General features: G+C 73.6%; 11 protein-coding genes. 8 read left to right on the top strand and 3 right to left on the bottom strand.

The window, feature by feature from the left end; genetic code table 11:
- Position 1: 1 nt before the first annotated feature.
- Positions 2–1,192, bottom strand: a complete 1,191-nt coding sequence (locus ACYQ8Q_RS37980) for a zinc-dependent alcohol dehydrogenase (RefSeq protein WP_460071232.1) — start codon at positions 1,190–1,192, stop codon at positions 2–4.
- Between the two features lie 183 nt (positions 1,193–1,375).
- Here ACYQ8Q_RS37980 and ACYQ8Q_RS37975 point away from each other — a divergent pair, with 183 nt between their 5' ends.
- Positions 1,376–2,407, top strand: a complete 1,032-nt coding sequence (locus ACYQ8Q_RS37975; RefSeq protein WP_460071231.1) for a DUF3048 domain-containing protein — start codon at positions 1,376–1,378, stop codon at positions 2,405–2,407.
- A 28-nt stretch (positions 2,408–2,435) separates the two neighbouring features.
- Here the strand turns inward: ACYQ8Q_RS37975 and ACYQ8Q_RS37970 are convergent, their stop codons facing one another.
- Entirely contained in the window at positions 2,436–2,900 is a 465-nt protein-coding gene (locus tag ACYQ8Q_RS37970; protein WP_460071230.1) for a MarR family winged helix-turn-helix transcriptional regulator, read from the bottom strand.
- Between the two features lie 179 nt (positions 2,901–3,079).
- On the opposite strand from ACYQ8Q_RS37970, the gene ACYQ8Q_RS37965 reads away from it, so the two are divergent.
- The 7 genes from ACYQ8Q_RS37965 to pcaDC are packed head-to-tail and all read left to right on the top strand — an operon-like array spanning position 3,080 to position 9,517.
- A complete protein-coding gene (locus ACYQ8Q_RS37965; RefSeq protein ID WP_460071229.1) occupies positions 3,080–3,835 on the top strand; it encodes a CoA transferase subunit A in 756 nt (251 codons plus the stop codon).
- Complete coding sequence (locus tag ACYQ8Q_RS37960; RefSeq protein WP_460071228.1) at positions 3,835–4,479, top strand: CoA transferase subunit B; 645 nt, start codon at positions 3,835–3,837, stop codon at positions 4,477–4,479. Before ACYQ8Q_RS37965 ends, ACYQ8Q_RS37960 begins: the two co-directional genes overlap by 1 nt.
- Positions 4,476–5,678, top strand: coding sequence for a thiolase family protein (locus tag ACYQ8Q_RS37955; protein ID WP_460071227.1), 1,203 nt, complete (start codon positions 4,476–4,478; stop codon positions 5,676–5,678). The genes ACYQ8Q_RS37960 and ACYQ8Q_RS37955 overlap by 4 nt, the downstream gene beginning before the upstream one ends.
- A 16-nt stretch (positions 5,679–5,694) precedes the next feature.
- On the top strand, positions 5,695–6,468 hold the full coding sequence (pcaH, locus tag ACYQ8Q_RS37950; protein WP_460071226.1) for a protocatechuate 3,4-dioxygenase subunit beta: 774 nt from the start codon (positions 5,695–5,697) through the stop codon (positions 6,466–6,468).
- Between the two features lie 6 nt (positions 6,469–6,474).
- Positions 6,475–7,080, top strand: coding sequence for a protocatechuate 3,4-dioxygenase subunit alpha (pcaG, locus tag ACYQ8Q_RS37945; protein WP_460071225.1), 606 nt, complete (start codon positions 6,475–6,477; stop codon positions 7,078–7,080).
- Complete coding sequence (pcaB, locus tag ACYQ8Q_RS37940; protein WP_460071224.1) at positions 7,077–8,405, top strand: 3-carboxy-cis,cis-muconate cycloisomerase; 1,329 nt, start codon at positions 7,077–7,079, stop codon at positions 8,403–8,405. The genes pcaG and pcaB overlap by 4 nt, the downstream gene beginning before the upstream one ends.
- On the top strand, positions 8,402–9,517 hold the full coding sequence (gene pcaDC / locus ACYQ8Q_RS37935; protein ID WP_460071223.1) for a bifunctional 3-oxoadipate enol-lactonase/4-carboxymuconolactone decarboxylase PcaDC: 1,116 nt from the start codon (positions 8,402–8,404) through the stop codon (positions 9,515–9,517). Before pcaB ends, pcaDC begins: the two co-directional genes overlap by 4 nt.
- A gap of 94 nt (positions 9,518–9,611) precedes the next feature.
- Here the strand turns inward: pcaDC and ACYQ8Q_RS37930 are convergent, their stop codons facing one another.
- Positions 9,612–12,287, bottom strand: coding sequence for an ATP-binding protein (locus tag ACYQ8Q_RS37930; RefSeq protein ID WP_460071222.1), 2,676 nt, complete (start codon positions 12,285–12,287; stop codon positions 9,612–9,614).
- Positions 12,288–12,410 lie beyond the last annotated feature (123 nt).

The raw sequence follows: 12,410 nt of genomic DNA, 5'->3' as shown, positions 1-12,410 counted from the left end.
CTCACGGCGTCATCAGGATCTTCACCGCGCCGTCCTGCTTGCGCTGGAACATCTCGTACGCGTGCGGGGCCTGGGTCAGCGGCAGCCGGTGGGTGGCGAAGTCGTCCACGCCGAGCGGGTCCTCGTCGGTGAGGTACGGCAGGATGTCGTCGGCCCAGCGGCGCACATTGGCCTGGCCCATGCGGATCTGGATCTGCTTGTCGAACAGGGTGCCCAGGGGCAGCGGGTCGGCCGTGCCGCCGTAGACGCCGGTCAGGGAGAGGGTGCCGCCGCGCCGGACCAGGTCGATGGCGGTGTGCAGGGCGGCGAGCCGGTCCACGCTGAAGCGTTCCGCCAGCGGGCCGCCGAGGGTGCGCGGGAGCAGCGCGGCGGCGTTCTGGACCAGACGGGCGGCCGCACTGCCGTGCGCCTCGGTGCCGACGGCGTCGATCACGGCGTCGGGGCCGCGCCCGTCGGTCTCGTCGCGGAGGGCGGTGATCAGTTCCTTCTCGCTGTCGAAGGCGCGCAGGTCGTACGTCTCGACACCGCGCGCCCGGGCCCGGCGCAGCCGCTCGCCGACCAGGTCGACGCCGAACACCCGCCCGGCGCCCCGCAGGTGCGCGATCCGGCAGGCCATGTCGCCGATGGGGCCGAGCCCGAGCACCGCGACACTGCCGCCGGACGGGACGCCCGCGTAGGCGACGGCCTGCCAGGCGCTGGGCAGGACGTCGGAGAGGTACACGAACCGGTCGTCGGGCGGACCCTCGGGGACCTTGATCGGGCCGAACTGGGCCTGCGGGACGCGCAGATACCCGGCCTGGGCGCCGGGCACCGAGCCGTACAGCCGGGTGTAGCCGAACACGGCGGCGCCCATGCCCTCGGCGCCGACCTGGGTGGTCTCGCACTGCGTCGGCAGGGAATCGAGACACATCCAGCAGGTGCCGCAGGCGATCTGGAACGGCACCACGACCCGGTCGCCGGCCTTCAGGTCCGGTACCCCGGCGCCGACCTCCTCGACGATGCCCATCGGCTCGTGGCCGAGGATGTCGCCGGGGGTCATGAACGGGGTGAGCACCTCGTACAGGTGCAGGTCGGAGCCGCACAGCCCGGTGGACGTGATGCGGATGACGGCGTCCGTGGGTTCCTGGATCTCCGGGTCGGGCACGGTCTCCACCCGGACGTCCCGCTTCCCCTGCCAGGTCACTGCCTTCATGGTGGCGCGCTCCCTCCGCCGGTCCGGTCCGTCCCGGCGGGCCCGGGGCCCGGTTACCGGCTGCGCCCCGGGTACCCGGACCGGCGGCCCCGTCACACCGGCCCGGTCCACGCGCGGGCGGGACCGAACGCAGGCGCGACCGGACGGACGAGCGCACAATCGAGGGACGGAGACGGGGTGGCGATGGTGGGTGCACAACGCGCGAGACGCTCCAGGGCGGTGGTCGGGGCGACACCGGCCGCGGCGCTGCTCGCCGCCGCCCTCGCCTGCTCCCTCTCCCTCTCCCTCTCTCTCACGGCCGGCTGTACGACGTCCCGCTCCCCGTCGCCCGACGACGGGCGCAGCACCTCGGGGCGGCCGGACGGCACCAGCGCGCCCGCCACGTCCCTCGGCCCGGTGCTCGCCGTGAAGATCGACAACGCGGACGCGGCCCGCCCGCAGACCGGGGTGGACGCCGCGGACGTCGTCTACGTCGAGCAGGTCGAGGGCGGGCTGAGCCGGCTGATGGCGGTGTACGCCAGCAGGCTGCCGCAGGCGGTGGGGCCGGTGCGCAGCGCCCGTGAGTCCGATCTGGAGCTGCTGGGGCAGTTCCGGCGGCCGTTGCTGGCGTTCTCCGGGGCGCAGCACAAGCTGCTGCCGCTGATCGACCGGGCGCCCCTGGACGCGGTGACGCCGGGCGACGCGTCCGCGGCCTATTTCCGCGGCCCGGACCGGGCCGCCCCGCACAATCTCTACCTCCGCCCGGACCGGCTGCTGCCCTCGGCGCCGGGCGCGGCCGCGCTGACCACCGGCTTCCGCTACGGCCCCGCGCCCTCCGGCGGCCGGACGCAGGCCTCGCACACCGTGCGCTATCCGGCGGCCCGGTTCACCTTCACCTGGTCGGCGGACCGGGCGCGCTGGCTGGTCTCCATGGACGGCACGCCGACGGTGACGGCCGACGGGCAGCGGGTGGCCCCGGCCACGGTGGTGGTGCAGTACGTGAAGATGCGCGCGTCGGGGTTCCACGACTTCCTCGGCAACAACACGCCGTACACCGAGACGGTGGGCTCGGGGACGGCGCAGGTGCTGCGCGACGGACGGGCCTACGACGTGCGCTGGAAGCGGCCGACGGCGCGGGACGGCACGGACTTCAGCACCGCCGACGGCAACCCGGTCGACTTCGCCGAGGGGCAGGTGTGGGTGGTCTTCGCGAAGGCCCCGCCGGACACGGCCTAGTACTGCAACGAGGCCGCGGCCCAGGCGGTCAGCCTTGAGGTACGAGCGGTTCCGCAGGGTTGCGCAGGCCCTCGGCCGCGTCCGAGACCCTGCGGATGAGGTCGAAGAACTGTGCCTGTTCGGCGGCGGAGAGCGGGGCGAGGAAGACCTGGTTCATACGGGCCGTGCGTACGGTCAGCCTGCGGTGGGTGCGCAGGCCGTCGTCCGTGAGGCGCAGCAGGGAGCGGCGGCCGTCCTGGGGGTCACGGACCTTGTCGAGCAGCCCGCGGCGGCCGAGCCTGCTGATGACCTCGGCAATGGTCGACCGGTCGAGACCGACCCGCTCCCCCACCGTGCGCTGGTCCAGTCCCGGCTCGGCGACGAGCGCGTTGAGAACGGCGAACTGCGGGGAGGTGATCTCCTCGGAGACCATCATGTTCCACAACAGGTAGTGCGCCTGCTGCAGCCGCCGGGCGAGGTGCCCGGGGTGGGTGGTGAGGTCCAGCGCGGCCATGTGCACTCCCCGTCCGAATCAGTCGGTGCACTGAACAATACCCGCCGCTCCCGCGCCTGTCTCCGTAAGAGTCACTTCATCATCCCAGCTCTTGACGCCTTCACCCGCCAGTGGCAGCGTGGGACACCTCGCTGAAATACTCAGTGCGCTGATTAATTCGCAGAGATGGGGCTCAACGGATGGACAAGGTGGTCGCCACGGCCCTGGAGGCGGTGGCCGACGTGCCGGACGGCGCGTCGCTGGCGGTGGGCGGTTTCGGACTGAGCGGCGTGCCGAACGTCCTGATCCAGGCCCTGTACGAGCGGGGCGTGAGCGGTCTGTCGGTCGTCTCCAACAACTGCGGGGCGATGGAGTCGGGCCTCGCGGTCCTGCTCGCCGCCGGGCGGATCTCCCGGGTGACCGGTTCCTACATCGGCGCCAACAAGGAGTTCGCCCGTCAGTACCTGGCCGGGGAGCTGGAGGTCGAGCTGATCCCGCAGGGCACCCTCGCCGAGCGGCTGCGGGCCGGCGGCGCGGGCATCCCCGCCTTCTACACCCCCGCCGGGGTGGGCACCCAGGTCGCCGAGGGCGGACTGCCGTGGCGCTACGACGGTGAGGGCGGCGTCGCGCTGGCCTCCCCGCCGAAGGAGGTGCGCGAGTTCGACGGCACCCCGTACGTGCTGGAGCGCGGCATCCGCACCGACTTCGCGCTGGTCCGGGCCGCCAAGGGCGACCGCCACGGCAACCTGGTCTTCAACAAGTCCTCCCGCAACTTCAACCCGCTCTCCGCGATGGCCGGGCGGATCACGGTCGCCGAGGTGGAGGAACTGGTGGAGCCCGGGGAGATCGACCCGGACGCGGTGCATCTGCCGGGCGTCTTCGTGCAGCGCGTGGTCGCGCTGACCCCGGAGCAGGCCGCCGACAAGAAGATCGAGCAGCGGACGGTGAGCAGCTGATGGCCTGGACACGTGAGCAGATGGCCGCCCGGGCCGCGCGCGAGCTGCGGGACGGGCAGTACGTCAATCTGGGCATCGGGCTGCCGACGCTGATCCCGAACTACCTGCCCGAGGGGGTGGAGGTGATCCTGGAGTCGGAGAACGGCATCCTGGGCACCGGCCCCTACCCGGCCGAGGACGCCGTCGACCCCGATCTGATCAACGCGGGCAAGGAGACGGTGACGGTCCTGCCGGGCGCGTCCTTCTTCGACTCGGCGCTGTCCTTCGGGATGATCCGCGGCGGGCACATCGACGTCGCCGTGCTGGGCGCCATGCAGGTGTCCGCCAAGGGCGACCTGGCCAACTGGGCGGTCCCCGGGAAGCTGATCACCGGGATCGGCGGCGCGATGGACCTCGTCCACGGGGCCCGCACGGTCGTCGTGGTGATGACCCACACCGCCAAGGACGGCTCGCCGAAGATCCTCGAGGAGTGCGCGCTGCCGCTCACCGGCCGGCGGTGCGTGAACCGGGTCATCACCGATCTCGGGGTGATCGACGTGACCCCGGACGGGCTCGTGCTGACCGAGGTCGCGCCCGGGGTGGGCGTCGAGGACGTCGTCGCCCGGACCGACGCCAAGCTGACCGTCTCGGAGGACCTGCTGTGAACACGGTTTACGTCGTCGACGCCGTGCGTACCCCGATCGGCCGCTACAACGGCGGCCTCGCGGGGGTGCGCCCGGACGACCTCGCCGCCCACGCCGTCCGTGAGCTGCTCGCCCGGACGCCCGCTCTGGACCCGGCCCGCATCGAGGACGTGTACTTCGGCAACGCCAACGGCGCCGGCGAGGAGAACCGCAACGTCGCCCGGATGGCCGCGCTGCTCGCGGGGCTGCCCACCTCGGTGCCGGGTGTCACCGTCAACCGGCTGTGCGCCTCCGGACTGGAGGCGGTGATCCAGGCGGCCCGCGCCATCGCGGTCGGCGACGCCTCGATCGCCGTGGCCGGCGGTGTGGAGTCGATGACCCGGGCGCCGTACGTGCTGCCCAAGTCGGACCGGGCCTTCCCCGCCGGCCACACCGAGCTGTACTCGACCACGCTCGGCTGGCGGATGGTCAACCCGCGGATGGACCCGCAGTGGACCATCCCGCTCGGCGAGTCGGCGGAACTGATCGCCGACAAGCACAAGATCAGCCGTGAGCAGCAGGACGAGTACGCCCTCGCCTCGCATCACAAGGCGGCGAAGGCGCAGGCCGAGGGGCTGTTCGACGCCGAGCTGGCGCCGGTGGCGATCCCGCAGCGCAAGGGTGAGCCGGTCCTCTTCGGCGCCGACGAATGCGTACGGGCGGACGCTTCCCTGGCGGCGATGGCGAAGCTGAAGCCGTCGTTCCGCGCCGAGGGCGGGACCGTCACCGCGGGCAACGCCTCGCCGCTGAACGACGGTGCCGCGGCCCTGCTGCTGGTGGACGAGGAGGGGCTCAAGGCCACCGGCCGGGAGCCGCTCGCCCGGGTCTCGGCGACCGGTGTGCATGCCGTCGACCCGGACTACTTCGGGCTCGCCCCCGTCGAGGCCGTCAACCGGGCCCTCGCCAAGGCCGGCCGGACCTTCGCCGACCTGTCCGTGCTCGAACTCAACGAGGCCTTCGCCGCCCAGGTGCTGGGCTGTGTCGCCGAATGGCCCGAGTTCGACCCGGCGGTCCTCAACCCGCAGGGCGGCGCCATCGCCCTCGGCCACCCCCTCGGCGCCTCGGGCGCCCGGCTCGCCGGCACCGTCGCCCACCAGCTCGCCCGCCGGGGCGGCGGCACCGGTGTCGCCACCCTCTGCATCGGCGTGGGCCAGGGCCTCGCCCTCGTCCTCGAACGTTAGGCCTCCAGGAACCGCCATGACTCTCACCCAGCACGACATCGACCAGGAGATCGCGGCCGAACGGGCCGCGTACGAGAAGCGCCTCGCCGACGGCGCGCCCGTGGAGCACCAGCCGCGCCGCGACTACGCGCCGTACCGCTCCTCGGTCCTGCGCCATCCGAAGCAGCCGCCGGTCACCATCGACGTCACGAAGGACCCGGAGCTGGTGGAGCTGCACTCCCCCGCCTTCGGCGAGCGCGACATCACCGAGATCGACAACGATCTGACCCGCCAGCACCAGGGCGAGCCGATCGGCGAGCGGATCACCGTCTCCGGACGGCTCCTGGACCGTGACGGGCGCCCGATCCGGGGCCAGCTCGTCGAGATCTGGCAGGCCAACTCGGCGGGCCGCTACGCCCACCAGCGCGAGCAGCACGACGCCCCGCTGGACCCGAACTTCACCGGCGTCGGCCGCACCCTGAGCGACGACGACGGCCGGTACCACTTCACCACCGTCCAGCCGGGCCCCTACCCCTGGCGCCAGCACCTCAACGCCTGGCGGCCCGCCCATATCCACTTCTCGCTCTTCGGCACGGCGTTCACCCAGCGGCTCGTGACGCAGATGTACTTCCCGAGCGACCCGCTGTTCCCCTACGACCCGATCATCCAGTCGGTGACGGACGACGCGGCCCGCCAGCGGCTGGTGGCGACGTACGACCACAGCCTGTCGGTGCCGGAGTTCTCGATGGGCTACCACTGGGACATCGTGCTGGACGGCCCGCACGCCACCTGGATCGAAGAAGGACGCTGACCTGCCATGACGAAGATCGACACGAGCCGTCCGGAGACCGTGCTCCCGACCCCGTCGCACACGGTCGGCCCCTTCTACGGCCATGCCCTGCCGTTCCCCGGCGGCGGCGACATCGCCCCGCTCGGCCACCCGGACACCATCGCCCTCCAGGGGTACGTGTACGACGGCGAGGGCAACCCGCTGCCGGACGCGTTCGTGGAGCTGTGGGGCGCCGACCCCGACGGCCGGGTGCCGCGGAGCGACGGCTCGATGCGGCGCGACCCGTCCACGGGCGGCTTCCTCGGCCGCAACGGCGTGGAGTTCACCGGCTGGGGCCGCATCCAGACCGACAGCAACGGCCACTGGTCCGCCCGCACCCTGCGGCCCGGCGCGCGCGGGAACAGCGCCCCCTACCTCAGCGTCTGTGTGTTCGCCCGCGGTCTGCTGGTGCACCTGTACACCCGGATCTACCTGCCGGGCGACGAGGCCGCGCTCGCCGCCGACCCGCTGCTGGAGCGGCTCGACCCGGCGCGCCGGGCCACGCTGATCGCCACGGACGGCCCGCTGGGCACCTACCGTTTCGACATCCGCCTTCAGGGCGAAGGCGAGACGGTGTTCCTGGAGTTCCAGTGACGGATGCCCCACCCGAGTCCGGTCTGCTCTCCCCCGGGTGGACCGGCTCCCCCGCCGCCTCCGCGACGAGCGACGCCGCCTATCTACGGGCGCTGCTGGACGCGGAGGCCGCGCTGACCCGTGCCCAGGAGCGGCTAGGCCTGGCCCCCGAGGGCGCCGGAGCGGCGGTCACCGCGGCCGCGGCCGGCGCGTTCGACGCGCACTCCCTCGCCGAGCGCGCCCGCGGCGGCGGCAACCCGGTGATCCCGCTGGTCGCGGACCTCACCCGGGCGGTCGGCGCCGCCTTCGGCCCCTACGTCCACCGGGGCGCGACCAGCCAGGACATCATGGACACGGCGACCATGCTGGTCGCCGTGCGCGCCCTGGAGCCGGTGCTGGCCGACCTCGGCCGCACCCAGGAGGCGCTCGCCCTGCTCGCCGCCGCGCACCGGGACACGGTGATGCCCGGCCGGACCCTCACCCAGCACGCCGTACCGACGACGTTCGGGCTGAAGGCCGCCGGGTGGCGTTCCCTCGTCCTGGACGCACGGGACCGGATCACCGCCGTACGGGACTCGCTGCCCGCCCAACTCGGCGGCGCCGCCGGGACGCTGGCGGCCTTCACGGCGTACGGCGCCCAGGACGCGACCGCGCTGGTGGCCGCGTACGCACGCGAACTCGCCCTGGCGGAACCGGGGTTGCCCTGGCACACCCTGCGCACCCCCGTCGCCGACCTCGCCGGCGCCCTCGCCTTCGCGGCGGGCGCGCTGGGCAAGGTCGCCACGGACGTCCTCACCCTCGCCCGCACCGAGATCGCCGAGGTGGCCGAGGGCAGCGGGGGCGGATCCTCCGCCATGCCGCACAAGGCGAACCCGGTGCGCTCGACACTGATCGCGGCCGCCGCCCTGCGCGCACCGCAGCTCGCGGCCGTGCTGTTCGGGTCGCTGACCGCCCCGGACGAGCGGCCGGCCGGGGCCTGGCACGCCGAGTGGGAACCGCTGCGGGATCTGCTGCGGCTGGTCGGCGGCGCCGCCCGGGACGCGGCCGAGCTGGCCGAGGGCCTCCGGGTGCACCCGGAGGCCATGCGCGCCGACCTGGACCGCACCCACGGACTGATCGTCTCCGAGCGGCTGTCCGCCGAGCTGGCGGCGGTCCTCGGCCGGGCGCGGGCCAAGGAACTGCTCACCGCGCTCGCCCCGCGCACCTACACCGAGGGCCGCCCGCTGGCCGAACTCCTCGCCGAGGAACCCGACTTGAAGGACATCGACCTCGGCGACCTCACCGACCCCGCCCGCTACACCGGCTCCGCCGGTGCCCTCACCGACCGTGCGCTGGAGCGACGTTGACCGAGAAGCTGCTCAACCACCGTGCCGAGGGCCCCGCTTCCGCGCCCGCGCTGCTGCTCGGCCCCTCGCTGGGCACCTCGTACGCCCTGTGGGACAAGGTCGCACCCGAGCTGTCGATCACCCACCGGGTGATCCGCTACGACCTGCCGGGCCACGGCGGCTCCGCCGCCTCACTGATCGGCCCGGGGGCCACCGTCGGCGACCTGGCCGCGCTGGTGCTGACGCTCGCCGACGCGCTCGGCCTGGAGCGGTTCGCGTACGCGGGCGTGTCGCTGGGCGGTGCGGTGGGGCTGCATCTCGCGCTGCACCACCCCGAGCGGGTGTCGAAGCTCGCGGTGATCTGCTCCTCGGCCCACTTCAACGGCAGCAAGCCGTGGCAGGAGCGGGCCGCGCAGGTGCGGAGCGAGGGCCTGGAGAGGCTCGCCGAGAACGCCGACGCCCGCTGGTTCACCCCCGGGTTCACCGTGCCGGAGCTGATCGCCGACCATCGCACGGCCGACCCCGAGGGCTATGCCGCCTGCTGTGACGCGCTGGGCGCGTTCGACCTGCGGGAGCGGCTCGCGGAGATCTCCGTGCCGACCCTGCTCATCGCCGGTCGCCAGGATCCGGCGACCCCGCCCGCTCATCTGCGGGAGATCGCGGACGCGGTGCCGGACGCGGCGCTCGTGGAGATCCCGGGCGTCTCGCACCTGGCGCCCGCCGAGCGGCCCGAGGCGGTACTGACCGCGCTGCGGGGCCACTTCGACGGAGGGGCCAAGCGGGGCATGGAGGTACGGCGCCAGGTGCTGGGAGACGCCCATGTGGACCGGGCGCAGGCCCGGCAGTCCCCGTTCACCGCCCGCTACCAGGACTTCATCTCGCGCTACGCCTGGGGCGAGATCTGGACCGACCCCACGCTCAGCCGCCGGGAGCGCAGCATGATCACGCTGACCGCGCTGGTCGCGCACGGCCACTACGACGAGCTCGCCATGCATGTGCGGGCCGCGCGGCGCAACGGGCTGACGCCGGAGGAGATCGGGGCCGTCCTGCTCCAGACGGCCGTGTACTGCGGGGTCCCGGCGGCGAACTCGGCGTTCGCGGCGGCGCAGCGGGTGCTGGAGGAGGAAGGCTGACGGGTCGTCGCCCCGAAGGGGCGCGGGCCGTGTCGACATGCGGCTCCGCCGCGTGGGCGCGACCAGCCACAACGCGCCCGCGCCCGAAACGGGTTCAGCCGACCCCCAACGCCCTCTCCGCCTGCTCCACCAGCCCGTCCGCCCCACAGGTCCGCGCCAAGGACAGCCCGCGATTCAGCTCGGACACGGACCGCGACAGAACCCCGTACTCGATCCGCGCGGCGGCGTGCTCGTACTGACTCGGCGACGACTCCAGCAACGTGACCGCCTGATGGGCGAGCCGCACCGCACGCTGCCCCGTCTCCAGCGCGGCAGCACACCGCAGCGCCTCCCCGATCGCGGTGTCGGTGCCGAACCGCTCCGCCCGCCGGCGGACGTCCGCGGCGAGCAGCGCCGCACGGGCCGGATCCTCGGTCGCGAGGGCCCGGGCGAGGTCGACCGCCCAGGGGACCATCACCGGGTTGAGGTGGCCGCGGACGGCCGCCGCCTTCTCCGCCTCCTCCAGCTCGTTGATCCCCTCGGCGGTGCGGCCCACGGCGAGCAGCAGCCGGCCGCGCACCGAGCGCGGGTCGGGCAGCACGATCGTGGACGGGTAGGGCGGCGCGAAGCCGCACTCCTCGGCGACCTCCCACGCCTCGTCGACATGGCCGCGGCACAGCAGCACATCGACCAGGTTGCAGGTGGCCGACCAGTACAGGGGCAGTCCGCGGCCGACGCGCTCGGCGAGCCGGAGGGACTTCCTGAGGGACTCCTCCGCCTCCTTCAGCTTGCCCCGGCGGCGCAGCCCGAGTCCGAGGTAGGCGTGTGCGAGGGCGAGATGGCCGCCGCTCCAGCCGGCCGACTCGTAGGTGCGCAGGGCCTCGTTGAAGAAGGTGTCGGCGCGGTCGAGCCGGTCGGTGTAGACGTAGGAGCTGGACAGCATCATCAGCAGTTCGATGCCCCAGACCTGGTCGGTCCAGCCGAGGCCCGGGGCGAGGCCGCCGTTGACCAGGGCGCGGTCGCAGTACTCGACGACCTCCTCCGCGTTCTCCCCGCGGGTCACGGCGTCGAAGCCGCGCAGGATGAGCAGGGCCCGCTCGGCGTTGTCGCGGCCGGTGCAGGTCGCGGCGAGGGCGGCGAGCTGCTCGGAACGGTCCGGGGAGACCGCCTCGCCCGCGTGCACACACTCCCACATGAACTGCACGGCCTGGAGCCGCATCTTCGCCGGGCCCGGGGCGAGCCGGTTCGCCTCCGCCTCGACCGTGCGGACGGCCTCCTCCATCTGGTTGTTGTGGAGCAGGGCCTGGGAGAGGCGGTAGACGGCGTCGATCCGCAGGTCGCCCTCCAGGCCGGGCATGGAGAGCGCGGTGCGCAGGTGCTCGACGGTCCGGGCGGGCGCGGTGAGGAGGGTGGCGCAGCCGAGGTCGTACAGCACGCGCGCGTGGACGTCCGGGTCGGGCGGTTCGGCTAGGGCGCGCTCCAGACAGCGGCGGGCCGCGTCCGGGGCGCCGACCGCGAGGTGTTCGCCGGCCGCTCCGCGCAGCTGTTCGACGAGTTCCTGGTCGCCCTCGGGGTGGACCTGGATGAGGTGCCGGGAGGCGGCCGCGAGGCCCTTGCCCGCCTCGGTGACGATCTTGGCGGCGATGCCGTGCATCGCGGTGCGCAGGCTGGAGGGGATGCTGTCGTAGACGGCGGTGGCGATGAGCGGGTGGACGAACTCCAGGTCGCCGTCGGCGGCGGGTACGGCGGCCGGGTCGGGTTCGGTGAGGATACGGGCGGTGCGCAGCAGTTCGGCGCAGCGCACGGCGGTGTCGCGGCCCATGACGGCGAGCCGGGACGCCTCCTCGATGGAGATGCCGACGCCGCCGAGGATGGCGGCCGCCATGGCGAACCGGGTGGCCTCGACGCCCAGTTCCTCCAGGCGGTCGACGAGTCCGCCGCCGCGGGCCGCGCGGTTCAGGGGCCGCAGTTCCGCGGCCGAGGCCTCGGTCGGTTCGAGGCCCTTGTCCTTGACCTTGGCGAGGAGTTCGACGGTGTCGTAGGGGTTGCCGTCGGTGACGGCCCACACCTCGCGGCAGAACGCGGCGTCCGCGTGTTCCCCGAGGGTGGTGCGGGTCAGTCCGGCGACGGAGGCCGGGGTGAGGGTGGTGATGCTGGTGACGCGAGGGCCGGCGGCCTCGCCGATCGCCTCGAGGTGGCGGCCCCGGTCGCCGCCCACCTCCTCGGGCCGGCGGGCGACGACGACCAGGACGGAGAGGCGTTCGAGGCGCTCGGTGAAGGCGGCGAGCCAGCGCAGGGTCTCCTGGTCGGCCCAGTGCGCGTCGTCGATCAGCAGGACGAGCGGGTAGCAGCGGCCAGCCAGCCGGCTCACGGCGGCGACGAGTCCGTCGCACACGTGCTGCGGGTCGGCGGGGCTGTCGCCGGGTTCGGCTATGCCGAGCGCGGGGCCCGCGATGTCGTACCAGTCGCCGAGGTACTCGCGGGCCTCCTCGGGCAGCAGCGACAGCAGCGCGGGCTGGAGCAGCTGCCGTACGACGTTGAAGGGGACGGACCTGAGCGTCTCGCCGCCGCGGGCCGACCAGATCGCGCAGCCCCGGTCCTCGGCGATACGGCGGGTCTCGGCCAGCAACGCGGTCTTCCCGACCCCGGCCTCGCCCCGGAGCACCAGCAGGTGGCCCGAGGAGGACCGGTCGGCGCAGAGCGCGTCCACGGCCCGCGCGATGCCGGCGATCTCCTTCTCGCGCTCCCACAGGGAAGCCGAGGCGGCCCCCGCCGGCCGTGCCTCCGTCATCCCGCTACCTCCCCAAGTGTCGCCCGGACGACGTACAGAACTCGAGCGTAGCCGTCCGGACGGCGCCGTGCAGACAGTCCGCGCAGGTCTTGCCTCCACGAGTGACACGACGGACCCCGACCC

Source organism: Streptomyces sp. YKOK-I1 (assembly GCF_054660435.1).
Note: the sequence above shows the minus strand (reverse complement) of the source record. Positions and strands in the feature narration are given on the sequence as shown.

What these genes read in the sequence shown, in the direction of transcription:
- ACYQ8Q_RS37975 (WP_460071231.1), top strand. Translation starts at nt 1,376, where the DNA reads ATGGTGGGTGCACAACGCGCGAGACGCTCCAGGGCGGTGGTCGGGGCG.
- ACYQ8Q_RS37960 (WP_460071228.1), top strand. Translation starts at nt 3,835, where the DNA reads ATGGCCTGGACACGTGAGCAGATGGCCGCCCGGGCCGCGCGCGAGCTG.
- ACYQ8Q_RS37930 (WP_460071222.1), bottom strand. Translation starts at nt 12,287, where the DNA reads ATGACGGAGGCACGGCCGGCGGGGGCCGCCTCGGCTTCCCTGTGGGAG.
- pcaH (WP_460071226.1), top strand. Translation starts at nt 5,695, where the DNA reads ATGACTCTCACCCAGCACGACATCGACCAGGAGATCGCGGCCGAACGG.
- ACYQ8Q_RS37965 (WP_460071229.1), top strand. Translation starts at nt 3,080, where the DNA reads ATGGACAAGGTGGTCGCCACGGCCCTGGAGGCGGTGGCCGACGTGCCG.
- pcaG (WP_460071225.1), top strand. Translation starts at nt 6,475, where the DNA reads ATGACGAAGATCGACACGAGCCGTCCGGAGACCGTGCTCCCGACCCCG.
- ACYQ8Q_RS37980 (WP_460071232.1), bottom strand. Translation starts at nt 1,192, where the DNA reads ATGAAGGCAGTGACCTGGCAGGGGAAGCGGGACGTCCGGGTGGAGACC.
- ACYQ8Q_RS37970 (WP_460071230.1), bottom strand. Translation starts at nt 2,900, where the DNA reads ATGGCCGCGCTGGACCTCACCACCCACCCCGGGCACCTCGCCCGGCGG.